This is a genomic window from Fusobacterium ulcerans, assembly GCF_003019675.1.
Taxonomy (GTDB): Bacteria; Fusobacteriota; Fusobacteriia; order Fusobacteriales; family Fusobacteriaceae; genus Fusobacterium_A; species Fusobacterium_A ulcerans.
This window is the reverse complement of sequence record NZ_CP028105.1, coordinates 118,286-143,336: the sequence shown is the minus strand read 5'-3', so window position 1 is coordinate 143,336 and position 25,051 is coordinate 118,286. Positions and strand designations below refer to the sequence as shown.

Genomic DNA, 25,051 nt, shown 5'->3' with positions numbered 1-25,051 from the left:
TCCTTAGTTATTCCCAAGGCCCCTTAGAGGGGCTTAGGATTTTTCTTTAAATAATCGATAGCATATTGTGCATAAAATGCAACTCCATAAACAAAAGAATCTTCATCCACATCAAATTTTCCATGATGATGAGGGTAAGTTATTCCTTTTTCCACATTTCCAGCTCCAAGTCTAGTCATAACTCCTGGAACTATTGAAGAAAATTCAGAGAAATCTTCTCCACCTGTACCAGCAGGAGTATGTACTACATTTTCTTTTCCAACTATTTTAGCAGCTGATTCCTGAGCAAGTTCAGCACAAGCATCATCATTGATAGTAGGTTTTACAAGACTAGAATATTCCATTTCAGCAGTAGCTCTGTAAGCTTCAGCTGTAGATTTAGCTATTCTCTCAATAGCATCAGCTATGACTTGTTTGTATTCAGGTTTATAATATCTAACAGTTCCTTCCAATACAGCAGTAGGAGCTATTACATTAAATCTAGTTCCAGATTTTATTGATCCAGTAGTCACTACAACAGGGTCAAATGGAGAAAGTTCTCTGCTTACTATTGATTGAAGATTCATAACAGTAGCAGCACCTACTACAACAGCATCTATACATTGCTCAGGTCTTGCTCCATGTCCGCCTTTTCCTGTGATAGTTACTTTAAAACAATCAGCAGAAGCCATTCTAGGTCCTGGATCAGCATTTATAGTTCCAACAGGCATATCAGAAGATATGTGTATTCCCATAACACCATCTACACCTTCAAGAGCTCCCTCTGCTACCATAGCAGCAGCTCCTTTTCCTACCTCTTCTCCTGGCTGGAAGAAGAATTTAACAGTACCTTCTATTTCATCTTTCATTTCATTTAAAACTTTTACAGCTCCAAGAAGCATAGCTCCATGAGTGTCATGTCCACAGGCATGCATCATTCCGTGAACTTTAGAAACGTAGTCATGAGTAGTTTCCTCTACAACAGCCAGAGCATCTATATCTCCTCTAAGTGCTACAGTTTTCCCAGGTTTAGTTCCTTTGATAGTAGCTATTACTCCAGTACCAGCTATCCCTTTATATTCAACACCCATTTTTTCAAGTTCCTCTTTTATTCTTCTGCAAGTATTATATTCCTGCATGCTCACTTCTGGATTCATGTGGAATTCTCTTCTCATTTGTATGACATAATCGTGGTTCTTTTTAGCTAAATCTATAGTTTTCATATTGGTTCCTCCCATTTTTATTTATCTATTTTATTTTTCATTTGTAACATACATATTTTCAACACTGATATATCCATCGTTTCTGAATACCATATCTTTTACATTTTTTCTTATAGCTACATTCAACATTGGATATACTAAAGTGTAATGAGGAATATCTTCCTGTAATATTTCCTGAGCTTCCTGATACATTTTTGTTCTTTCTTCCTGATTAACTGAGTATCTTGCTTTATCTAAAACTTCATCTAATTTTTCATTTTTATAGTAACTTCTGTTTCCTGACAATCCTTGTTGAGTAGAGTGGAATAAAGCATATAAAGCAGCATCTCCATCACTAGTAGAATTCCAAGAAAGCAAGTATAATTGCTTGTTAGGCTGAGCAGTTCTTGATACATATGCTCCCCATTCAAATATTTTAATTTCAGCATTGATTCCAATGGCTTTTAACTGTTCCTGCATAATTACACACATATCAGTTCTAGGACCATCATCATTTACCCACAACTCTATATTCAATCCATCTTTGTATCCAGCTTCAGCCATTAATTGTTTAGCTTTTTCAATATCTTGATCATATTGTTTAGCTGGAGTGATGTGAGCAGGACAAGCTTTTGGCAAAGCAGAGTCAGCAGCTATTGCAGAGCCTCTGAATACAGCATCAGCCAAGACTTTAGTATCTACAGCATAAGCTATTGCCTGTCTTAATTTTTTATTTTGATATTCAGGAGTTGTCTGGTCAAATCCTAAGTACAATGAAGATGGAGAAGCAACTTCTAAAAATTCCATATTTTTATTATTTTTAACAGCTTCCTTATCCATTATTCCAATATCGAAAGCGATATCAGCTTCTCCAGTTTCCAAAGCTATCATTCTGTTGCTTACTTCAGTTATAGTTCTCATAGTAATCTGTCTAACTTTTGGAGCACCTTGGAAAGCTTCATCAAAAGCTTCAACGATTATTCTGTCTCCAGGAATCCATTCTTTAAATTTATATTGTCCAGTTCCTACTGGGTGCTGGAAGAAATTTTCCTCTCCAACTTCCTGCACAGCTCTTTTGCTCACTATACAACCTTGTGTTTGAGCCAAGTTTGTCAATAAAGGACCAAAAGGTTTTTCAGTAGTTATTTTTACAGTATTTTCATCAATAACAGTAACTTCAGTTATTGGTTTATATAAATAAGCAGTTTGATTAGAAACTCTTGCTCTGTCTATAGAAAATTTTACATCTTCAGCAGTCATTGTATCTCCATTGTGAAATTTTACCCCTTTTTTCAAATGGAATACAGTGTTTGTATCATCTACTGCTTCCCAGCTTTCAGCTAAACAAGGCTGAACATTCAAATCTTTATCTAGTGACAACAATCCATTGAATATCAAACGAATAGTTTTGTTAGATGTTGTGTCAATAGTTCTTTGAGGATCAAGTGTTTTAGCATCAGCTTTTGAAGCTATTACGATGTTTTCTTTATATGGTTTAACTATTTCAGCTTTCTTAGTTTCAGTTTTTTTATCAGTAGCAATAACATTCATTCCTGTAAAAAATATAACTGCTGCTGCAACAGCTGCCACTCCGATTCTTTTTATTACTTTATTTTTATTTTCCATTTATACCACTCCCTGTGTTTATCATCAAAATTATTAAAGATAGAATTAGAAATATTTCTTCCAGCATTTAGTAATAGTGATGAACAGAGTAGTGTTGAATAGTTAGTTTTAAAGTTTTTCATTTTTATTCCCCCTAAAGTTATTTTTTAATATTTTGTATAAAAAAAAGCAGCCAGTTAGGCTGCTTTAATAACTAAAACGACATTTTATATTTCATTCCTATATAGATAGACTCATAGAGAGTACTACAAAGAATGCAGAATATTTATCAATAGGAACTTAATATATGGCTGTACCATCCAAATTTAATTCAAGCTATATATTTTTGAACCTTTGAAAAGTCGAATAATGTTTAAATTGACCTTAACATAATTATTGGCATATGAAATTTTATTAGAACCGAGTATGAGCACTATTATACATATGACAAATATTATTATGTTAAATAAAAACATATTCTAACCTCCCCTTGATTTATTTGTTGACCAGAGTATAAACCTAAATTGAAAAAAATGCAAGGAAAATTTTTAAAAATTACAAAAAAATGATACTTACTTACCAAAAAATAAGTTGTCAACCTTTTGTGAATTAGGCTTTCCAAGGAAAGAACCTCCAACAAAAAGTATTACAGAAAAAATTATTACAGGGACAATCTGATGCATACCAATGAATTTTATATCCATAACTACCATGTAGAGATAAGATACTACACTGAATATCATAGAAACAGCTGCTCCAGTAGCATTAGCTTTTTTCCAGTATAATCCAAAGAGTATAGGACAGAAAAAAGCAGCTTCCTGTCCAGCCAGAGCAAAGAGATTTATCCACACCAGAAGCTGTGGAGGATTTAAAGCTAAAACAAAAACAATTATTCCTAGTGTGAGGGAAGTTGCTAGAGAAAGCTTTTTAATTCTTGCTTCACTGGGATTTTTTTCTATGTAGTTTATATATAAATCTTTGACAATAGCAGCTGATGACATTATCAAAAGAGAATCTACAGATGACATTATAGCTGCTAAAGGGCCGGCTATAAATATACCAGCAAGTATTGGATACATATTTTTTATTGCAAGAATAGGGATTATTTTATCTCCAACTTCAACTCCGGGCTCTACAGCTATTCCCATCACTCCAACCAGATGCATTCCAAGCATAAGCAGACCTACAAATGAAGTTCCGATTATCATAGCTCTATGCATAGCTTTACTGTCTTTAAATCCCATACATCGAACTTCAGTGACAGGAAGTCCTAATACTCCTATTCCTACCAGCATCCAGAAAGATAATATAAAAGGTTTTGATACAGCACCTCCGCCATCAGGAGTCAGGAGAGAAGGATTAGTTTCAAGAACTTTCTTCATGATGTTTTCCATGCCACCGCCTTTATTCAGGATTATCACAAATAAAAGCCCAGTAGCAAGAAGCATGACTATTCCCTGTATGGCATCTGTTATAGTTACAGCACGAAATCCTCCAAAAGTTGTATAGATAATTACTACAGCAGAAAATATTATAAGTCCAAGAGTATAGGAATATCCTGTTACACTTTCAAATAATCTGGCTCCTCCTACAAATTGAGCTACAATAGTTCCGATGAAAAATATGAGCATCATAAGAGATGAGAGAATAATAACAAGGTTGCTTTCATATCTTGCTCTTAAAAAATCTGTTATAGTGACACCATTTATTTTTCTTGATATAATGGCAAGTTTTTTTCCCAATACTCCAAGAGTGAGAAAAGCAGTAGGAACTTGAATACAGGCAAGAAATACCCAGCTGAGCCCTAATTTATATGCTATTCCGGGACCGCCTATAAAAGAGCTGGCTCCTACATAGGAACTGATAAGAGTCATAGCAAGAACAAGACCTCCCATGCTCCTGCTTCCAATAAAGTATTCCTCTATAAACTTTCCACTTTCATTTTTGTATTTTCCCATTTTCCATGCTATAAGAAGAATAACTAAAATGTAGATTATTATTGGAATTATTATCATTATTCTTCCTCCTGATTTAAATCAATATCTTTAAAGAAAAATTTTACTGCTAAAAAAACAAGTATGTTAATGAGAAACAGTCCAACAACACATGAATAAAAAAACCATCTAGGCAACCCTAAAATAAATTTATATTCTGAAGGGGGAATATTTTCATCAATATATCCCCAGAAATACCACCATATAAAATATATTAAATAAAGAATAATAGTAATAACGACTTCTTTGTTTATTTGTTTTCTGACATTCATTTTTCACCTCTTATTGAAATTTATTTGCTATACAAGAGGATAATATATTAAAATACAAAAAAAATCAATTTTTTTTACATACAATTAACAAAAAATATTTATCTGGAATATTTTTATACTTGGATAGATTATAAAAAAGGCTGATTCATAAGTCTGAATATTATTTTAATAATTTTTCAATATAAAGAGGAGAAAATTTTAAAACCTCTCAATTTTCAAATATTTAAAATTCATTCTAACTTTTAAATCAGCTTGTTGATATTTCTAATATTTTTAAATCTTATGCAAATTTACGATCATAAAGGAGAGCAGCATTTAATACTACAAGAACAGATCCTACATTATGCACAAGAGCCCCAGTGATAGGATTCAGCAGTCCCATAACAGATAAAATAATTGCTGCAAGATTTATAACCATAGAAGCAGTGATGTTGAATTTTATAGTTTTTATAGTGGCTGTAGATAATTTTTTCAGATATGGAATTTTTTCTATATTATCTCCCATAAGAGCAATATCAGAAGCTTCAACAGCAATATCAGTTCCCATACTTGCCATAGATACTCCTACATCAGCAGTTTTCAGAGCAGGAGCATCATTTACTCCATCTCCTATCATACAGACTTTATTTCCATCTTCTTCCAATTTTTTTATATATGTAACTTTTTCAGCTGGAAGAAGCTCAGAATATACATTTTCAATTCCTACCTCTTCAGCAAAATAATCTGCTGTCTGTTTGTGATCTCCTGTAAGAAGAACTACCCTTGTTCCCATATTTTTCAATTTTACTACTATTTCTTTAGCAGTAGGGCGAATAGTATCTGATAGAGCTATTACACCTATACATTCTCTATTTTTTCCTACTAATATTGATACTTTTCCCTGTTTACGAAGATTTTCCAGAATACTTTCAATATTTTCATCTAAAATTATTCCCTGTTCTTGAAGAAATCTGCTGTTTCCACAATATATCTCATTATTTTCAATTTTTGCTGCAATCCCTTTTCCCGGAATCATTTTGAAGTCTTCCATTTCCAGAAATTCTACATTCTGTTTTTTTCCATGTTCCACAATAGCTTTTCCCAATGGGTGTTCAGACCTTTTTTCAGAAGAACAAGCCAGTTTTAATAATTCATTTTCTGTTGCTGAAGAAGTTGTTATAATATCACTTATTTTCAACTTTCCAAAGGTAAGCGTACCTGTTTTATCAAAGGCAATACAGTTGACTTTTCCCATTTTTTCCAGTGCTTCTCCAGATTTTATTAAAACTCCATTTTTAGCAGCCTGTCCCACAGCTGCCATGATAGATGTAGGAGTGGCAAGAGCCAGAGCACAAGGACAGAAAACAACTAAAACAGTAACTGCTCTAATAATATCAGATGTGATGAAATATGCTGCAACAGCTATAATTAAAGCTGCTGGAACTAGCCAACCAGCCCATTTATCAACGATTCTCTGCATTGGAGCTTTGTTTTCTTCAGCTTCTTTTACCATTCTTATAAGTTTTTGAAGAGAAGAATCTTCTCCAATTTTAGTGGCTATGATATCAATAGAGCCGTCACAGTTTACAGTACCGCAAAAAACTTCATCTCCAATAGTTTTATCTATAGGAAGTGATTCCCCTGTCATTATAGACTGGTCAACAGATGAATTTCCAAAAATTATTTTTCCATCTACAGGAATCATTTCTCCTGGGAGTACTCTCAATATATCATCTTTGTATATTTCCTCAATTGGAACAATTTTTTCTGTTGTTTTTTCATTTTCTTTTATTATTTTACGTCCCTGTTGAGGGGATAATTTAATAAGCTGGCTGATACCTTTTTTTGCTCTGTTTACAGTAATATCTTCCAGTATTTCCCCTATTGCCATAATAAAGGCAATTTCCCCAGCTGCAAATATCTCTCCTATTGCAACAGATGCAACTATTGCAGTAGAGACTAAAAGTTCAGATGAAATAGTTTTTTCACAAAAAAGAGCTGTTAAAGCTCCATATAAGATAGGAATACCAGATATTATTATTGGTACCCATGCTGGATTTACAGGAAGTTCTATCCCCATAAGCATACAAACAAGACTTATTCCTAAAAATATTCCTCCTATGATTGTCATAGGAATACTGCTTAAAAATTCTTCTGCTTTTTCCAAAGTATTTCCCCCTTAAATTTTATAAATTAAATTTTAAAAATATTGATTATAACTATAATTGCTCCTATCAAAGTCATACTTCCATAAACTTTTCTACTGTCTTTATCGTGCTTTTCTTTGATGAAAAAATGAAGTCCAGCAAGCAGAAGACAAAAACCAGCTATGATCATGAAAATAGTAAAATACATAAACTCCTCCTTTAAATAATTAAAAATTGGATATAAAAGCAATATACCCCTATGGGTATAATTATACCTATAGGGGTATATGAAGTCAAGAAAAAAATAAAAAAATTATTTAAATATAAATTGATTCTTTTCCAGTATTTTCTTTGGTTGGAATAAAAATATAATCCATACTCTTGTATAAAGACGAAAAAAAAGCTTGATTTTTTATAAAAAATATATTATTATCTTATTGAGACTAAGTATTAATAAGGAGGTGTTAGGATGAAAAGGAATACACCGCAAAAAAAAGCTATATTTGAAGTAATAAAAGAACTAGACAACCATCCTACTGCTGCTGTATTAATGGAAGAACTGGAAAAAAGAGGATATAAAGTAAGTAGAGCCACTGTTTTCAGAGTATTGAATGAAGCTGAAAAAGATGGAATAATTACTAAGATAAGTTCTCCAGATGGAGAGGACAGATATGATCCTCATACAGAAAAACATTATCATTTGAGATGTAAAATCTGTGGAAAAATAATTGACAGTACTTATCCTTATCACGAGATTATCAATCACGAAGATGAAGATGGGTTTTTAATAGAAAGTCATAATTTAGAGTTTGTAGGAATATGTAAAGAGTGTAAGAAAAAAATGTAAGAAAAAATGTAATTTTAGGAGGAAATGCCGTGAGTAAACACTTATCAATGGATATCAGAGTTCCTATTGAGCTTGATAATCCGTCAATTATGCGTTTTGAAGAAAAATGTATTAAGTGTGGTATGTGCAGAGATATATGCCGTGATTACATAGGTGTACATGGAACATACAGTTTGAAAGATACAAATGATACAGCTGTTTGTATTAACTGTGGTCAATGTGCTAATGTATGTCCAGCAAGCAGTATCACAGAAAAATACGAGTATCAGCAGATTGCTGAAGCAGTAAAAAACAAAGATAAGATAGTTATTTTTTCAACTTCTCCTTCAGTAAGAGTAGCCTTGGGTGAAGAATTTGGAATGGAGAAAGGGAGCTTAGTAGAAGGAAAGATGGTATCTCTTTTGAGAGCATTGGGAGGAAACTATATTCTTGATACTAACTTTGCAGCCGACCTTACTATAGTGGAGGAAGCAAGCGAACTTATTCAAAGAATAACTACTGGAAGCAAACCTTTGCCGCAGTTTACAAGCTGCTGTCCAGCATGGGTAAAATATGCAGAGATCTATCATCCAGAAATACTGCCTAATCTGTCTACTGCAAAGAGCCCTATTGGAATGCAGGGTCCAACTATAAAAACTTATTTTGCTAAAAAGATGAATATTGACCCTGAAAAAATAGTAAATGTAGCTGTAACGCCATGTACAGCGAAAAAGTTTGAAATTCGCAGAGATGAAATGAAAGATGCTGGTAAAAAACTTGGAATAGAAGATATGCGTGATATGGATTATGTAATCACTACAAGAGAGCTGGCTCTTTGGGCTAAAGAAGCAGGAGTGGATTTTAAAGCTTTAGAAGAATCATCATTTGATAAAGTGATGGGAGAATCTACAGGAGCAGGAATAATATTCGGAAACACAGGTGGAGTAATGGAAGCAGCACTTCGTACAGCTTATGAGTATGTTACTCATGAAAAAGCACCTGCTGACTTATTCGAATTAAAAGAAGTTCGTGGAATGGGAGGAATAAAAGAAGCTGGAATAAAGGTTGGAGACTTAACTGTAAATGTAGCAGTAATATATGGTACAGAGAATGCAGATAAGGTTATAGAGAAAGTTAAAAATGGTGAGAAATCATATCATTTTATAGAAGTGATGACTTGTCCAGGTGGATGTATTGGTGGAGGAGGTCAGCCTAAAGATCTCGATGCAGAAAGAGATGAGATAAATCAGAAAAGAATAGACAGCCTATATAAAAAAGATACACTTACACCAATAAGAAGCAGTCATGAAAATAGTGAAATAATAGCGTTATACAAAGAATTTTATGGTCATCCATTGAGTGAGCTGGCAGAAGAAATGCTGCATACTCAATATTATGATAGAAGTAAAGAATTAGGAAAAGGAGAGGATAGTATGAAAAAATTTAGATGTACAGTATGTGGATATATTCATGAAGGGGAAACTGCACCTGAAAAGTGCCCAGTATGTAAACAAGGGGCAGACAAATTTGTTTTAGTAGAAGAAGAGAAAGCTTCTGGAAGCAAATATGCAGGAACTAAAACTGAGAAAAATCTTATGGAAGCTTTTTCTGGAGAATCACAAGCTAGAAACAAATATAAATATTTCTCACAAGTAGCACAAAGAGAAGGATTTGAACAAATAGCTGCTATATTTATGGAAACTTCTGAGCAAGAGAGCCAACATGCTAAAATGTGGTATGAAGAATTCCACGGACTTGGAAATACAGCTGAAAACTTAAAAACTGCTGCTGAGGGAGAAAATGGCGAGTGGACAGATATGTATGCTCGTATGGCTAAAGAAGCAAGAGAAGAAGGATTTGAAGAGTTAGCTGTTAAATTTGAAAATGTAGCTAGAGTAGAAAAAGAGCATGAAGAAAGATACTTAAAACTTCTTGCTAATGTTGAGAAAAACCTTGTATTCAAAAATGAGGGAGAAACTAAATGGATGTGCAGACAGTGCGGACATGTACATTATGGTGCTGAAGCTCCTGAAAGCTGTCCAACTTGTGGATTTGCTAAAGCTTACTTTGAAAGAAAAGCTGAAAACTATTAAGATAAAATAAGACAGTAAAAAATCTGTCTGAATTAAAAAAGAGGATATCTTCAAGGAAATTAGATTCAATACTTTTCTCCTTAGAGGAATCCTCTTTTTCTTTTAAATTTTTTAGTAGCTACATTCTTGAAAACTGCTCAATAGCTTTAGTAAATTTTTCAATAGTTTTTTCTGAATCTCCATGTTCAATTCCTTCACGAACACAATGATTCAAATGCCCTTCCAATATTACCTGCCCTACTTTATGTAATGCACTTTTGGTAGCATTTACTTGAATAAGAACATCTTCACATGGAATATCTTCATCAATCATTTTATCTATAGCATTTAACTGCCCAATGATTTTTTTTATTCTTACATGAAGAGTCTTAGAGTCCATACATTTTTTCATTTTTACACCATCCTTTATACTGCTAGGGGTATCTGTATTCTAACACAGGATATTTACTATGTCAAAAATAAAAGGCAGATATTGTATAAGTGGGAAGCTACTTATTACTAAGCTTTTTTCTTGCACTTAATGATCCCATCATATTTTTTACTTTTTCTTTTTCCATAAATTTATGTCCATGTAAAAGTTTGTTTTGAGTATTAACTATTTCTTTTTTTAATTTGAAGTAGTTATCCAGCCTTTCCTGAGAAATTTCTCCTGATTCAACAGCTTTGATTACAGCACATCCAGGTTCAGAAGTATGAGTACAGTCGCTGAATCTACATTGAAGAGCAAGTTCTTCGACATCTTTAAAAGCAGTATCAGTATCTCCGTTCCAAATTTGAAGTTCTCTCATACCGGGAGTATCTATTATGAAACCATTTCCAACTTTAAATATCTCTCTGCTTGTAGTAGTATGTCTTCCTTTAGCGTCAGATTCCCTTATGCTTAATGTTTTGATGATATCTTCTCCAATTAGCTTATTGATAAGAGTTGATTTGCCAACTCCAGAAGAACCTATTAAAGCGATAGTGATATTATCTTTTAGATAACTTTTAACTTCATCAATACCTTTTTCTTCATAAGATGAAACTACATGAATGGGAACTCCAAAAGCTATAGATTCCAATTCAGATACTTTTTCAGAAATATTATCTTCTAAATCAGCTTTAGTCAGAATAAAAGCTGGAGCAGCACCAGAATCATATACCAGAGTGAGATATCTTTCCAATCTTTTTATATTAAAATCTTTATTTAAAGAAGTAACTATAAAAATATAGTCAATATTACTGACTATGACCTGTTCTCTCATATCTTTTCCAGCAGCTTTTCTGGATAATTTTGTTTTTCTTGGAAGAATATCAATTATTTGTTTTTCCTCACTTACAACAACATAGTCTCCCACTACTGGAAACACTTTTTCATATGCCATTTTTCCAGTGATTACAGCATTGATTTCCTCAGTTCCATTTGAAATTTTGTATATATTTTTTCCTACAGATATAACTCTATAATTATTCATTTTTATCTCCTTTACTATTATTTAAGTTTTTATTTTCTTAGAAACCCATAATAGAAAGGTTTAAGAGTACCTTCCTACTATAGGAAGAATACACTATCCATTTTTTTCATAAAACCACACCTCCATAAAAATCTATTTTAATTATAACATATGTAAAACAAAGTTGCATACTTATTTGATGATAATTAAAGAAAAATTTAAAATAAAAAATAAATTTAAAAACCATAGAAATAAAAGAAAATATGTAGTAAGATAAAGATATTGTTGTGGAGTGATATTCATTCAGGGGGAGAAAATGAAAAAAGAGATCATAAGATTTACAAAACTATTTATTGGATTATTTGCCTGTGCACTTGGGTGCATGATAATTTTAAAAGCAGACCTTGGGTTATCTCCATGGGATGTGCTTCATCAGGGATTATCTAAAACTTTAGGAATAACAATAGGACAGGCAAGTATAGGATTAGGATTGATGATAGTGGTGCTGGATATATTTTTAGGTCAGCCTATAGGATTGGGTACAGTATTGAATTTTATGTCAATAGGAGTTTTTATGGACCTGATACTATATTTAGATTTCCTTCCTGTTACAGATTCATTGGTATTAAAAGTGGTTATGCTGTTAGTTGGAATATTCATTTATAGCTATGGAATTTTTCTGTATATGGTTCAGGGAATGGGATGTGGACCAAGAGATGGATTTATGCAGATACTTACCAAGAGGACAAAATACTCTGTTGGACTGATAAAAAATGTTATAGAAGTAATTGCATTTTCTCTAGGATGGCTTTTAGGAGGAGAACTTGGGCTTGGAACAATAGTTACAGCCTTAGCTATGGGGATAATTTTAGAAGTGATGTTTAAGTCCTACAATGTAGATGTAAAGGAGCTTCAGCACAGAAACATAAAAGAAGAAATAAAGCATTTAAGTAAAGTTGGAAAAGTAAAATAAAAAAAAAGAAGCTAAAAGTAAATATAATCCAGAATTATCTTTCAACTTATAAATTACTCAAAATATGGAAAGAAAAGAATAACTCGATAAAATAGAGCTGGTAGATGAGTTCTGGGGAGAGAAAATGAGAAAAATATTATATTGTTTATTTTTACCATTTTATTTTATCTATCTTTTTATACTGACGCTTATAGGAATTATAAAAGAAGATAATGAAGAGTTGTGAAAATAAAACCCAAAATAAAAGACTACCCTCAAATTATGAAGGCAGTCTTTTTTTATTCCTCATTAATATCAGAAAAAGATTGCCCAATAATAAGGTCAAGGGCTGTATCAAGAGAATCCTTAAATTTCTTTTCTATCATCATCATCAATTTAAGTAGGATTTCTTTTTCATCATAAAGGTCTAGATATTGCATTGTAAAATCTTCATCAGTATTTTTTTCAGCTTCATACATAAGCTCAAATACTTCAAAGAGTTTCAAGATTATATTATCTTCTTTATCTAAAGATTTCTGCTGTTTTATCTTTTCTATTCTAGCTTTTATATAATCAAGTAAAATTTCATCTTTCCATATTCTATTTTCACTGAAATAATTATCATAAAGAGAATCTCCAAGAACTTTTTCTAAACTTTTAGCTGGGAAGTATTTCCCAAAAGTTGAAATATTTAAATCTAGAGGTTCCTGTTCTATGTCGTATATATCTTCTGTAAATTCTTTATCTATCATTTTTTCTCCTATACTGTAACATCTTTTATCCATTTTAAAGTCTTGTATCTGAATAATGAAGAAATCAATTTTATAACTTCAGAAAAATCAGCTACTCCAACAAGGATATATACTGGGACTTTGTAATATGCTCCAATAAAAGCTACTGGGACAGCATAAAACCAGAGAGGAAATATATCCAGACAGAATGCTACTTTTGTATCTCCCCCTGCTCTGAATAGTCCTATCAGCAAAGTCCAGTTAATCATTTTTAAGAAAACAAACATACCTACAGTTCTCATAGTTCTTACAGCCATTATGTGAGTTTCTGGTGGAAGATGATATAATGAAACAATGGTATTAGTCAGCCCTTGAACGAGCATCAGACTAACAATAGCCATTCCAAAAGCTATCTGTAATATTTTTCTTGAATAAGCAATAACTTTATTTTTATCTCCCTTACCAATAGTATGTCCGATTATAACAGAAGCTGAATTAGATATTCCCATGAATAATACTGATGAAATAGCAGTGATGATATCAGCTATCTGTACACAGGCAGCTTGTGTAGTTCCAAGTCTTGAATATGCAACTGAAAGAGAAACCACTCCAAGTATCCACAGCATTTCTGTAAGAAAAATAGGAGTAGATATTTTGATTATTTCTTTCATAAGAGCTTTAGGCAGATTCAAATATGATTGAAGATTCCCTTTCAGATTAAAATCTTTTTTATAAACTATAAATAAAATAGTAGAGAGTTCAAGCATTCTAGCCATAACAGTAGCTATTGCAGCTCCTCTTTCTTCTAAACGAGGAAATCCAAAATTTCCATAGATAAGGCAATAGTTGAAAAATGTATTTGCAGTAACTCCAATGGATGCAGAGATCATAGGGATTCTAGTAAGCCCCATAGCTCTCAGGCAAAATCCTACACTGAAGGAAATTGCATAGAATGTATATGAAAATAGAGCTCTTCTTATATATGAAACACCAATAGCCAATACCTGAGGCTCTTTAGTAAAGATTCCAATTATTTTTTCAGCACCTATAAAAGTGATGATAGAGAAAATAAGTGAAAGAGTAATACCAGCTAACACCAGTTTACCTAGTATTCTTCTTATCATTTCAAAATTTTTCTTTCCAAAATATTGAGCTATGAATACTCCCATTCCACTGCACAGACCAAATAAAAAAAGGTCCAATATCCTGTAAACACTGTTGGCAAATCCCACAGCGGCAATAAATTCAGTTCCTAACCTTCCTATCATAAGATTATCAATAAAATTTAATGAAGAAGATATGAGCTGCTGTATCATTAAAGGTATTCCTATAGTAAGGAAACTTCTATAAAATTCTGATAAATCTACTTTTTCTTTTTGCATGAATCCTCCCAAGATAAATATGCTATTTAGATATTTTATCAATAAAAAATTTAAAATACAAGAGTCATAAAAAGAAAATAAAAAATTGAAAAAAAGTATTGACAGAGAAAAACAAATGTTTTAATATGTATATGTAAAAACTAGCACTCGTTATCAATGAGTGCTAATAAAAAAATAATGAATGGAGGGATATGTTGTGAATATCAGACCTATAGGAGAGAGAGTTTTAATTAAACTTGTAAAAGTGGAAGAAAAAACTGCAAGCGGAATTATTCTTCCAGGAACTGGAGACAAGGAAAAACCTAATTTAGGAGAAGTTGTCGCAGTAGGAAAGGGAGAAAAATTATCTGATATCAAAGTTGGAGAAAAGGTAGTTTATGCTAAATTTTCTGGAACTGAGATAAAGGATGGAGAAGAGAAATATCTCATTTTAAATATAGAAGATGTCTTAGCAGTAATTGAATAATCAGGAGGGAAACACAATGGCAAAAATATTAAAATTTGACGAAGAAGCAAGAAAAAAACTTGAAAAAGGTGTAAATATATTAGCAGATGCAGTAAAAGTAACATTAGGACCAAGAGGAAGAAATGTTGTTCTTGAAAAAAGCTATGGATCGCCTCTTATTACAAATGATGGAGTATCAATAGCTAAAGAAATAGAATTGGAAGATCCATTTGAGAATATGGGAGCTCAATTAGTGAAAGAAGTAGCTACTAAATCAAATGATGTAGCTGGAGATGGAACTACAACAGCTACTATACTGGCTCAGGCAATAGTTAAAGAAGGATTGAAAATGGTAAGTGCAGGAGCTAATCCTATGTTTATCAAAAAAGGAATAGACAAAGCAACTAAAGAGGTTATAGAACATCTTAAAGCAAGATCTAAAAAAATTCAATCTAATGATGAGATAGCTCAGGTAGCTTCTGTATCAGCAGGAGATGAAGAGATTGGAAAACTTATAGCTCAGGCTATGGAGAAAGTAGGAGAAACAGGAGTTATAACTGTAGAAGAAGCAAAATCTCTTGAAACAACATTAGAAGTTGTAGAGGGAATGCAGTTTGATAAAGGATATATTTCTCCATACATGGTAACAGATACAGAGAGAATGACAGCTGAACTTGATAATCCATTTATCCTTATAACAGATAAAAAAATATCAAGTATGAAAGATATACTTCCTGTATTGGAAGAAACAGTACAAGCTTCAAGACCAGTATTGATAATTGCTGATGAACTTGAAGGAGAAGCACTTACTACACTTGTAATCAATAAATTAAGAGGAACATTAAATGTTGTAGCTGTAAAAGCCCCAGCATTTGGAGACAGAAGAAAAGCTATGTTGGAAGATATAGCAGTGCTTACTGGAGGAGAAGTAATTTCTGAAGAAAAAGGAATGAAACTTGAAGAAACAACTATCAGTCAATTGGGAAGAGCTAAAAAAGTAAAAGTAACAAAAGATATGACTGTAGTAGTAGACGGAATGGGAACAAGCGAAGATATCAAAGGAAGAGTAAATTCTATTAAAAATCAAATAGAAGCTACAACTTCTGATTATGATAAAGAAAAATTACAGGAAAGATTGGCAAAATTATCTGGCGGAGTAGCAGTAATCAAAGTAGGAGCAGCTACTGAAACAGAAATGAAAGATAAAAAATTGAGAATAGAAGATGCTCTAAATGCAACAAGAGCAGCAGTAGAAGAAGGAATAGTGCCTGGTGGAGGAACTATCCTGTTAGAGATTGTAAAAGCTATGGAAAACTTCAAACTTGAAGGAGAAGAAGGTATCGGAGTAGAAATAGTTAAAAAAGCATTGACTTCACCATTGAGACAGATAGCAGAAAATGCTGGAGTAGATGGAGCAGTTGTTGTAGAAAAAGTAAGAGAAATGGAAGAAGGATTTGGATTTAATGCTGCAACAGAAAAATATGTAAATATGGTAGAAGCAGGAATCATAGATCCAGCTAAAGTAACTAGATCAGCAATACAAAACGCTGCATCAGTATCAGCTTTAATACTTACAACAGAAGTATTAGTTGCTACTAAAAAAGAAGCAAAAGAACCAGAAATGGGTAATCCAGGTATGATGCCGGGAATGATGTAATAATTAATAACTTATAATAAAAACCCTCTTCATAGATCAATGATCTTTGGAGAGGGTTTTTTGGGATTTGGTTAAAAGGGGGGGAATTATTTAACCAGATTTATAAAAAATGTGATAATAGCAGCGTTAAAGAAATCTATAAATAGTCCACCAACAATAGGGATAACGAAAAATGCTTTAGGTGATGGAAGATATTTTTCTGTAAGAGCTTCCATATTTGCAAGAGCTTTTGGAGTAGTACCAAATCCACATCCACAGTGCCCTCCTGTCATAACAGCAGCATCATAATCTCTTCCAGTGATATTGAAAGTGACAAAGTATGCAAATGCACCCATAAGAATAGTCTGTCCAACAAGCATAAGAATTAATGGAAGAGCTAATTCTTTTAATTCCCATAATTTAAAACTCATAAGAGTCATTGAAAGGAACATGGCAAGAGTAAAACTTCCAATAATAGAGATAATATCCAAGTCAATTTCAAACTTTCCAGAGTAATCTGACATATTTCTCATAATAGAAGCTGCAAACATTGCTCCTATATATGGTGGAAGTACTAAACCTAAGCTGCTTAGGAAATTTGAAATAAGGCTTCCAGCTCCCATAGCTATAACTATTTGGAAACCAGTTGGAAGAACTCTTTTAGCTGAAAGAAACTCACTTTTGCTTCCAGAATTTTCAAATGTAGAGTTACCATTTTTCTTTTCAAGCAGCTCATGCTTCTTTATAAGTCTTTTACATATAGGACCAGCAATTATGCTTCCTGCAATAAGGGCGTAAGTAGCAGTTGCCATAGCTACCATAGTTGCTCCCTGAGCACCAAACTGTTCTATGATAGGACCAAAAGCTCCAGCAGTACCAGGACCTCCAGTAGTAGCAAGTGAACCAGTAGCAAGTCCGATAAGAAGATTTATGTGAAGGAATTTAGCCATTGCTACTCCAAAGACATTTTGCAGAACAGCAAGTCCTACAGCTGCCAGCAGGAACATTAGAACAGGGATTCCAGCTTTTTTCAATAACTTTATACTTGCAGAAAAACCAACTGTTGTAAAGAAAGCTATCATGAAAACTTCTCTCAATGTATCTTCAAATATAAAAGAAAAAATACCAGTTTCATGTCCTATCAAAGTCAGTATAGAGAATATAGTCCCTCCTGTAACTGCATCAGGGATACAGTTTTCTTTTAGAAATTTGAAAGTGTTGTTGATAAATTTTCCCAAATAAAGAACTAAGACAGCTAATGCCATAGTCTGAATAGTGGTAAGATTTAATATCATTTTTGTGTCCTCCTTGAAAATATTCATTATTTTATACCGTAAAAAAAATTATATTCTAATCATATATAAAATATACTACAAGAATTAATATACCACAAATTTTATATATACTTCAAATATATAAAATATATTAATTTTAAATAAAGTTAAATTTTATAAATGTTTTGTATATTTATAAGTCATTTGTCTAAAAAAATGAAACACCAAAGAAGAGAAAAAAGAAAATATTTTTTAAAATATTTTAAAAATATTTTCTAAATAAGGTTCAAATGAGGTATAATATGTAATTATAGAATACTTTTTAAATAGAATGAAAAATTTAAGATATTTGGAGGGATGGGTATGGAAAAAGAAATTTTAGAAAGATATGAAATGTGGATGGCTTCGGACTATCTTGATAAAGAAGATAGAGAGGAATTGATGAGCATAAAAGGAAATGATATAGAAATAGAAAGCAGATTCTATACTGACCTAAGCTTTGGTACTGCTGGAATGAGAGGAGTAAGAGGAATAGGGAAAAACAGAATTAATAAATATAATATAAGAAAAGCAACTCAGGGGCTTGCTAATTATATAATAGAAAGTACAGGAGAAACTGGAAAGAAAAAAGGAGTTGCCATAGCTTATGATTGTAGAATAGGTTCTGTTGAGTATGCATTAAATACAGCACTTGTTTTGGCAGGAAATGGAATAAAAGCTTATCTTTTCACATCATTGAGATCAACACCAGAACTTTCATTTGCTACAAGAGAATTAAAAGCTCAGGCAGGGGTAATGGTAACAGCTTCTCATAATCCACAGGAATATAATGGATATAAAGTATACTGGGAAGATGGAGCACAAATAGTAGAACCTCAGGCAAGCGGTATAGTAAATGAAGTAAATAATGTAGATATATTTAAAGATATAAAAATGATCTCAGAAGATGAGGCAAAAGCTAAAGGGTTGCTGGAATATATAGGTAAAGAAATAGATGACAGATTTGTTGAAGAGGTAGAAAAACAAGCTATCAACAGAGATATTCCTGGAAAGAAAGACTTTAAAATAGTTTATTCTCCACTTCATGGAACTGGTAGAGTGGCAGTGCAGAGAGTATTGAAAGAAATGGGATTTGATTCTGTATATACAGTACCTGAGCAGGAAATGCCTGATGGACTGTTCTCAACTTGTCCATATGCCAATCCAGAAGATAAAGCAGTATTTAAATTAAGTACAGAGCTTGCTGATAAAATAGGAGCAGATATCTGTCTTGCTAACGATCCTGATGCTGACAGAACTGGTATGGCAATTAGAGATAATGAAGGAAACTGGGTATATCCTAATGGAAATCAAATAGGGGTTCTTTTAATGAACTATCTATTAGAGATGAATAAGAATATACCAGCTAATGGAGCTGTAATATCTACAATAGTTTCTACTCCTATGCTTGATGTAATAGCTAAAGACAAAGGAATAAAACTATACAGAACACTTACTGGATTCAAATACATAGGAGAAAAAATCAGACAGTTTGAAACTAAAGAATTAGATGGAACTTTCCTGTTTGGATTTGAAGAGTCTATAGGATATTTAGTTGGTACACATGTAAGAGATAAAGATGCTGTAGTAGCTACTTTGATGATATCTGAAATGGCTGCTTACTATAATAGTATTGGGACAACTGTATATAAAGAATTAAATAAACTATATGATAAATATGGATGGTTTGTTGAAGAAACAGTTGCTATCACTAAACAAGGTAAAGATGGATTGGAAGAAATCGGAAGAATAATGGAGAACCTAAGAACACATGAACATACAGAAGTAGCTGGAAGAAAAGTTGAATGCTACAAAGATTTTAAACTTCAAGTAGAAAAAAATATGAAAACTGGAGAAACTTCAAAAATAGATCTGCCTAAATCAGATGTTATCCAATTCATACTTGAAGACGGAACTTGTGTAACAGCAAGACCTTCTGGAACTGAACCAAAAATCAAATATTATATCTGTGTTGTAGATTCAACTAAAGAAAAATCATTAGCTAAGCTTGAAGAGGTAAAAGCTGGATTCCAAGCTTATGTAGATTCACTATAATTATAATGTAAATGGAGGAAAATCAATGGTAGATGGGATATATATACATATTCCTTTCTGTTTAAACAAATGTAATTACTGCGATTTCCTATCATTCAAATCTGATAAAGAGAGCAGAAAAAAATATGTAGATTATTTGCTGAAGGAGATGGAACTATATCCTTCATATAAATACAATACAGTTTATTTCGGGGGTGGTACCCCCTCTCTTTTAGATTTGGAAGATATAGAAAGAATATTGGAAAAACTGGATATAGAAGAGGGAGCAGAGGTAACTCTTGAAGTAAATCCTAAGACTGTAGATTATGATAAACTTGTCCAATTAAAAAAAATCGGAATAAACAGACTGAGTATAGGAATACAGTCATTTGATGAAAAATATTTGAGAATACTTGGAAGGATGCATTCTTCAGAAGAAGGAATAGAAACCTATTACAATGCAAGAAAAGCAGGTTTTGAAAATATAAGTCTCGATCTGATGTTTTCATTGCCAGGTCAGAGTGTGGAAGAAGTAGAAAATGATTTGAAAAAACTATTAAGTATGAAGCCAGAACATTTTTCTATTTATTCACTTATCTGGGAGGAAGGAACTGTATTTTTTGAAAAACTGAAGAAAGGGCTTCTAAGAGAAACTGAAAATGAAATAGAAGCAGATATGTTTGAAAAAATAATAGATACAGCTGAAGAGGCAGGATATATTCATTATGAAATATCTAATTTTTCTCTGCCTGAAAAAGAAGCTGTCCATAACACAAAATACTGGGAAAATAAAGAGTATCTAGGAATAGGATTAGGAGCTTCTGGATATATTAATGATATAAGATATAAAAATCAGATGAAATTTTTAGAATATTATGATAGTATAGAAAGTAGAGTAAAACCTATTATGGAAAAAGAAATGGTAACTTTAAAAGAAAGAGAGGAATATAAATATATTCTTGGGTTTAGACTTTTAAAAAAAGGAGTTAAGCCAGAAGGGGAGTATATAGAGAAGTGTGTATCTCTTGAAAAACGAGGTTATCTTACAAAAAAAGGTGAATATTTCATTTTGACCAGAAAAGGACTTATGGTTGCAAATGATGTATTAGATGAATTTATATAAGGAGTTGAAAAAATAATGGGTGACATAAAAAAGAATATTTCAGAAATAGAAGAGGATATAAAAAAGCACTCATTAAATCCTGAAAAGTCAAGATTTATAGCTGTTACAAAATATGTAGGGCCAGAAGAGATGCTTCCAATAATAGATTGCGGAGTAAAAGTTTTTGGAGAAAACAAAGCTCAGGTTATGAAGGATAAACAGGAAAAATTTAATGAAATGGGAATAAAAGATGTAGAATGGCATTTCATTGGAAATCTTCAAAAAAATAAAGTTAAGTATATTGCTGAGTATGTAAAAATGATACATTCAGTAAATAAACTCTCTCTTGCTCAGGAGATAGATAAGAGAGCAGAGCAGTATAACAGGGTCATTGATGTTCTTCTTGAAATAAATATAGCTGGAGAAGAGAGCAAGGAAGGATATGATTTGGAAGAGCTGTACAAAGAACTTCCTCAGTTGATGGAACTGAAAAATATAAATATAATTGGACTTATGACTATGGCTCCATTTGTTGAAGATGAAGAGCTGTTGAGAAGTGTATTTAAAAGATTAAGAGAAATAAAAGATGAATTGAATGAAAAATGGTTTAAAGGAAAATTGGTTGAACTTTCTATGGGAATGACTAACGACTACAAGATAGCATTAGAAGAAGGGGCAACATTGATAAGAGTAGGCAGAAAGATTTTTCAATAGGAGGTTTTAATATAATGAAGAAAAAAGAAGGCGGAAAAAACTCTTTTAAAGTTTTTCAGGACTTAAAAGAACTTTTAGGGATAGATAATCCTGAAACAAATGAAATAGACGATATGGAAGGATTAGAAGGTTTAGATGAAACTGGAATAATTGAAGTAAATTCTAATGGAAAGGAAGTTGAAACATCTACTCCAAAAGAAAGCACTCCATTAAATTTAGGTGGATATGGGAAGTCATCTTCAAGTCTTGAAGCAGAATTGAATGCAAGTGGAAACTATCAGACTATATTCGTGGATCCTAAGACTTTTGCTGATTGTAAAAAAATAGCTACATACATAAAAAGTGATAAAATGGTAACTTTAAATCTTGAATATCTTGATCTTCCTACAGCTCAAAGATTGATGGATTTCCTAGCAGGGGCTATGAGCATAAAAGGTGCCAGCTTTATTGAGATTAGTAAAAAAGTATATACTGCTGTTCCTAAAAGTATGAAAGTATACTATGAAGGGAAAAAGGACAGTAAAGGAAGAACAATTTTAGATTTTGGAAGAGAGGAAAAATAGAAGTGGAAAAAAAGATAAAGGCATTGGCTCTTTTTTCAGGAGGGCTGGATAGTGCACTTGCTGTAAAAGTTGTAAAAGATCAGGGAGTAGAGGTTGTAGCCCTGAACTTTGTTTCGCATTTTTTTGGCGGTAAAAATGAAAAAGCAGAAAAAATGGCAGAGCAGCTTGGAATAAAATTAGAATATATAGATTTTAAAAGCAGACATACAGAAATATTAAAAAACCCAGTATATGGAAGAGGAAAAAATATGAATCCATGTATTGACTGTCATTCTCTGATGTTTAAAATAGCAGGGGAGCTTTTAGAAGAATATGGAGCTCAATTTGTAATATCTGGAGAAGTACTTGGTCAAAGACCAATGTCGCAGAATGCAGCTGCATTAGAAAAAGTAAAGAAACTTTCAGGAATGGATGATTTAGTATTAAGACCATTATCAGCTAAACTTCTTCCTCCAAGCAAGGCAGAACTGGAAGGATGGGTAGACAGAGAACAACTTCTGGATATTCAAGGAAGAGGCAGAGGAAGACAGATGGATCTTATGAAATATTATGGAATTGAGGATTACCCTTCGCCAGGTGGTGGATGTCTTCTGACAGATCCAGCTTATTCAGACAGACTGGAAATATTAGAAAAGGATGGACTTCTTGAAGAGGAAAATTCATATCTGTTCCATTTGTTAAAAGTAGGGAGATTCTATAGACTGGATAAGGGAAAATATTTCTTTATTGGAAGAGATGAAGAAGGAAATAATAAGATAGATCAATATAAAGAACTAGGAAGTCTTCATGTAACTGGATGCCAGATAGCAGGGCCTCATATACTCGGTTATGGTGAGCTTACAGAAGAGGAAAAACAGTTTGCAGTAGATTTATTTTCAAGATATTCTAAAGTAAAAGGGAAAACAGAGATAGAAGTTAGAGTAAATGGTAATATAGTAAAAGTTCTCCCAGTAGATATTGAAAAAGTAGAAGAAAAGATAAAAGAGTTTCAAATAGTAGGATAGTAGAATAGAGAATATAAAGTAAAAAAATTAAAAGAGTCTAATTCAAAAATTACTTATATCTATTCACATCAGAGGTATATAAAGTATTTTTGTATCAGGCTCTTTTTGTATTTAAAAATTGGAGGAAAAATGAATTCTTTTGAGTCAATAGTTAATTTTGTGAATAATATTATGTGGAATAAAAATTTGTTGGTAGTAATATTAGTAGTGAGTGGAATAATATTTACTGTAAAAACAAAAGGAGTACAGTTCAGATTATTTGGACATATGATATCTCTCATAACGAAAAAAACGAAAAAAAATAGAGAAGGGATAAGTTCATTTCAGGCTTTTTGTATAAGTACAGCTTCAAGAGTAGGAGTAGGAAATCTGGCTGGAGTAGTGGCAGCAGTTTCAGTAGGAGGACCGGGGTCGGTTTTCTGGATGTGGATAGTTGCTCTTTTGAGTTCAGCCACTGCATTTGTAGAGTCAACAATAGCTTTAATATACAGAGAAAAAGATCCTCAAGGTGGATATAGAGGAGGAGCTCCATATTTTCTTACAAAAGGATTGAATAAAAGATGGCTGGGAGTTCTCTTTGTAATATTTGCTCTTATATGCTGGGCAGGAGTTTTTCAAATAATATCTAACTCTGTAACAGAATCTTTCAATACTGCCTTTGGAATAAACACAAAAACTACATCTATAGTGATTGTAGTATTGGCAGCAGCAGTTCTTTTTGGGAGAAGAGATAAGATAGTAAAGGTCTTGGATAAAATGGTTCCAGCAATGGCTGCTATCTACCTTATTGTAGTTATTTTCATTATAGTGAAAAATATAATTTTGATTCCAGCAACACTCAAAGATATTTTTGAACATGCTTTTGGTATAAAACAATTTTTAGGTGGAACATTTGGAACTGTAGTAATGCAGGGAGTAAAAAGAGGATTGTTTTCTAATGAGGCAGGATCAGGATCTGCTCCTTGTGCAGCAGCGGCGGCTGATATAGATCATCCAGTGAAGCAGGGGCTGGTACAGGCTTTGGGAGTATTTGTAGATACTATATTAATATGCAGTGCAACAGCTTTTGTTATACTTTTATCAAGAGGAGATATTCCAGAAGGACTTGGAGGAATGACGCTTCTACAGGAATCATTTAGATATCAGGTGGGAAATTGGGGAGTTATATTCACAGCAGTCATATTATTCCTATTTTCCTTTAGTACTATACTAGGTGTAAGTTTCTATGCTAAACCTAATCTGGCCTTTTTATATGATAAACCATGGCTTCAGGAAGCCTTTAAAGTTTTTACTTTGGTAATGCTTTTTGTTGGAGGAGTGAGACAAAACTTTTTAGTGTGGAATCTGGCTGATTTGGGATTGGGACTTATGACAATAGTCAATCTTATGGGAGTTTATCCATTGACTTACAAGGCGGTTGAATCACTGAAAGAATATGAAAAAGAATATATAAGAAAATAAAAAAGTAGGTATCTCATTAGTCAAAATATAATTTTAGAGCTTTTCCAGTAGAAAGATTTCCTATTAATCTTGCTCATAAAATTAAAAATAGTAAACTCGTTTCACTCAAACATACTATTTTTTACATTTTACTTGCATCATTAATTACGCAAATCTCTCTAATTTCCAAAGCTCTAAAACTTAT

At 32.6% G+C, this 25,051-nt stretch carries 22 protein-coding genes and 2 pseudogenes; 12 read left to right on the top strand and 12 right to left on the bottom strand.

Going from position 1 to position 25,051, the window contains the following annotated elements; genetic code table 11:
• Nucleotides 1-23 precede the first annotated feature (23 nt).
• From C4N20_RS00735 to C4N20_RS16435, 7 genes are all read right to left on the bottom strand, one after another.
• Nucleotides 24-1,202, bottom strand: coding sequence for an amidohydrolase (locus C4N20_RS00735; RefSeq protein ID WP_005981903.1), 1,179 nt, complete (start codon nucleotides 1,200-1,202; stop codon nucleotides 24-26).
• A gap of 30 nt (nucleotides 1,203-1,232) precedes the next feature.
• Complete coding sequence (locus C4N20_RS00730; RefSeq protein WP_005981904.1) at nucleotides 1,233-2,807, bottom strand: ABC transporter substrate-binding protein; 1,575 nt, start codon at nucleotides 2,805-2,807, stop codon at nucleotides 1,233-1,235.
• On the bottom strand, nucleotides 2,786-2,929 hold the full coding sequence (locus C4N20_RS16440) for a hypothetical protein (RefSeq protein ID WP_167537219.1): 144 nt from the start codon (nucleotides 2,927-2,929) through the stop codon (nucleotides 2,786-2,788). Before C4N20_RS16440 ends, C4N20_RS00730 begins: the two co-directional genes overlap by 22 nt.
• A 429-nt stretch (nucleotides 2,930-3,358) precedes the next feature.
• Nucleotides 3,359-4,801 (bottom strand): sodium/pantothenate symporter, encoded by a 1,443-nt coding sequence (panF, locus tag C4N20_RS00725; protein WP_005981905.1) that lies wholly within the window; start codon nucleotides 4,799-4,801, stop codon nucleotides 3,359-3,361.
• The gene (locus tag C4N20_RS00720) at nucleotides 4,801-5,052 is read right to left on the bottom strand and encodes a YhdT family protein (protein WP_005981906.1); all 252 of its coding nucleotides are present in this window, start codon (nucleotides 5,050-5,052) and stop codon (nucleotides 4,801-4,803) included. The genes panF and C4N20_RS00720 overlap by 1 nt, the downstream gene beginning before the upstream one ends.
• A gap of 280 nt (nucleotides 5,053-5,332) precedes the next feature.
• Nucleotides 5,333-7,198: a heavy metal translocating P-type ATPase gene (locus C4N20_RS00715; RefSeq protein WP_005981907.1), complete on the bottom strand. Its 1,866-nt coding sequence runs from the start codon at nucleotides 7,196-7,198 to the stop codon at nucleotides 5,333-5,335.
• A gap of 26 nt (nucleotides 7,199-7,224) precedes the next feature.
• A complete protein-coding gene (locus C4N20_RS16435; RefSeq protein ID WP_005981911.1) occupies nucleotides 7,225-7,386 on the bottom strand; it encodes a hypothetical protein in 162 nt (53 codons plus the stop codon).
• A gap of 261 nt (nucleotides 7,387-7,647) precedes the next feature.
• On the opposite strand from C4N20_RS16435, the gene C4N20_RS00710 reads away from it, so the two are divergent.
• The 3 genes and pseudogenes from C4N20_RS00710 to rbr form a co-directional block, all read left to right on the top strand.
• A complete protein-coding gene (locus C4N20_RS00710) occupies nucleotides 7,648-8,025 on the top strand; it encodes a Fur family transcriptional regulator (protein WP_005981913.1) in 378 nt (125 codons plus the stop codon).
• Between the two features lie 47 nt (nucleotides 8,026-8,072).
• Nucleotides 8,073-9,521, top strand: a pseudogene (locus tag C4N20_RS16630) ([FeFe] hydrogenase, group A); the annotation flags it as partial.
• Nucleotides 9,522-9,575: 54 nt separating this feature from the next.
• Nucleotides 9,576-10,097 (top strand): annotated as a pseudogene (gene rbr / locus C4N20_RS16625) (rubrerythrin); the annotation flags it as partial.
• A 118-nt stretch (nucleotides 10,098-10,215) separates the two neighbouring features.
• Here rbr and C4N20_RS00700 read toward each other — a convergent pair.
• Together C4N20_RS00700 and rsgA are read right to left on the bottom strand one after the other, a co-directional pair.
• A complete protein-coding gene (locus tag C4N20_RS00700; protein ID WP_005981917.1) occupies nucleotides 10,216-10,488 on the bottom strand; it encodes a metal-sensing transcriptional repressor in 273 nt (90 codons plus the stop codon).
• Between the two features lie 97 nt (nucleotides 10,489-10,585).
• On the bottom strand, nucleotides 10,586-11,551 hold the full coding sequence (gene rsgA / locus C4N20_RS00695; protein WP_106878536.1) for a ribosome small subunit-dependent GTPase A: 966 nt from the start codon (nucleotides 11,549-11,551) through the stop codon (nucleotides 10,586-10,588).
• A gap of 295 nt (nucleotides 11,552-11,846) precedes the next feature.
• On the opposite strand from rsgA, the gene C4N20_RS00690 reads away from it, so the two are divergent.
• Nucleotides 11,847-12,503 carry a YczE/YyaS/YitT family protein gene (locus tag C4N20_RS00690; protein ID WP_005981921.1) on the top strand — a complete coding sequence of 219 codons (657 nt, stop codon included), beginning with the start codon at nucleotides 11,847-11,849 and terminating at the stop codon, nucleotides 12,501-12,503.
• Nucleotides 12,504-12,781: 278 nt separating this feature from the next.
• Here C4N20_RS00690 and C4N20_RS00685 read toward each other — a convergent pair whose 3' ends face one another.
• Together C4N20_RS00685 and C4N20_RS00680 are read right to left on the bottom strand one after the other, a co-directional pair.
• The gene (locus tag C4N20_RS00685) at nucleotides 12,782-13,234 is read right to left on the bottom strand and encodes a hypothetical protein (RefSeq protein WP_005981923.1); all 453 of its coding nucleotides are present in this window, start codon (nucleotides 13,232-13,234) and stop codon (nucleotides 12,782-12,784) included.
• An 8-nt stretch (nucleotides 13,235-13,242) separates the two neighbouring features.
• Nucleotides 13,243-14,595: an MATE family efflux transporter gene (locus tag C4N20_RS00680; RefSeq protein ID WP_005981925.1), complete on the bottom strand. Its 1,353-nt coding sequence runs from the start codon at nucleotides 14,593-14,595 to the stop codon at nucleotides 13,243-13,245.
• Between the two features lie 196 nt (nucleotides 14,596-14,791).
• Between C4N20_RS00680 and C4N20_RS00675 the strand changes: the two genes are divergently transcribed.
• Both C4N20_RS00675 and groL read left to right on the top strand, forming a co-directional pair.
• On the top strand, nucleotides 14,792-15,061 hold the full coding sequence (locus C4N20_RS00675; RefSeq protein WP_005981927.1) for a co-chaperone GroES: 270 nt from the start codon (nucleotides 14,792-14,794) through the stop codon (nucleotides 15,059-15,061).
• A 16-nt stretch (nucleotides 15,062-15,077) separates the two neighbouring features.
• Entirely contained in the window at nucleotides 15,078-16,697 is a 1,620-nt protein-coding gene (gene groL / locus C4N20_RS00670; protein ID WP_005981929.1) for a chaperonin GroEL, read from the top strand.
• An 86-nt stretch (nucleotides 16,698-16,783) separates the two neighbouring features.
• Here groL and gltS read toward each other — a convergent pair whose 3' ends face one another.
• Nucleotides 16,784-17,971: a sodium/glutamate symporter gene (gltS, locus tag C4N20_RS00665; protein WP_005981931.1), complete on the bottom strand. Its 1,188-nt coding sequence runs from the start codon at nucleotides 17,969-17,971 to the stop codon at nucleotides 16,784-16,786.
• Between the two features lie 342 nt (nucleotides 17,972-18,313).
• Between gltS and C4N20_RS00660 the strand changes: the two genes are divergently transcribed.
• The 6 genes from C4N20_RS00660 to C4N20_RS00635 all read left to right on the top strand — a co-directional run bounded on the left by C4N20_RS00660 (nucleotide 18,314) and on the right by C4N20_RS00635 (nucleotide 24,867).
• The gene (locus C4N20_RS00660) at nucleotides 18,314-20,044 is read left to right on the top strand and encodes a phospho-sugar mutase (RefSeq protein ID WP_005981933.1); all 1,731 of its coding nucleotides are present in this window, start codon (nucleotides 18,314-18,316) and stop codon (nucleotides 20,042-20,044) included.
• 25 nt (nucleotides 20,045-20,069) lie between these two features.
• Nucleotides 20,070-21,146, top strand: a complete 1,077-nt coding sequence (hemW, locus tag C4N20_RS00655; RefSeq protein WP_005981935.1) for a radical SAM family heme chaperone HemW — start codon at nucleotides 20,070-20,072, stop codon at nucleotides 21,144-21,146.
• 15 nt (nucleotides 21,147-21,161) lie between these two features.
• Nucleotides 21,162-21,839, top strand: coding sequence for a YggS family pyridoxal phosphate-dependent enzyme (locus tag C4N20_RS00650; RefSeq protein ID WP_005981945.1), 678 nt, complete (start codon nucleotides 21,162-21,164; stop codon nucleotides 21,837-21,839).
• Nucleotides 21,840-21,853: 14 nt separating this feature from the next.
• Entirely contained in the window at nucleotides 21,854-22,402 is a 549-nt protein-coding gene (locus C4N20_RS00645) for a cell division protein SepF (protein ID WP_005981947.1), read from the top strand.
• 2 nt (nucleotides 22,403-22,404) lie between these two features.
• A complete protein-coding gene (locus C4N20_RS00640; RefSeq protein ID WP_005981949.1) occupies nucleotides 22,405-23,406 on the top strand; it encodes a 7-cyano-7-deazaguanine synthase in 1,002 nt (333 codons plus the stop codon).
• 129 nt (nucleotides 23,407-23,535) lie between these two features.
• Nucleotides 23,536-24,867 (top strand): alanine/glycine:cation symporter family protein, encoded by a 1,332-nt coding sequence (locus C4N20_RS00635; RefSeq protein WP_005981951.1) that lies wholly within the window; start codon nucleotides 23,536-23,538, stop codon nucleotides 24,865-24,867.
• Nucleotides 24,868-25,051: the final 184 nt, after the last annotated feature.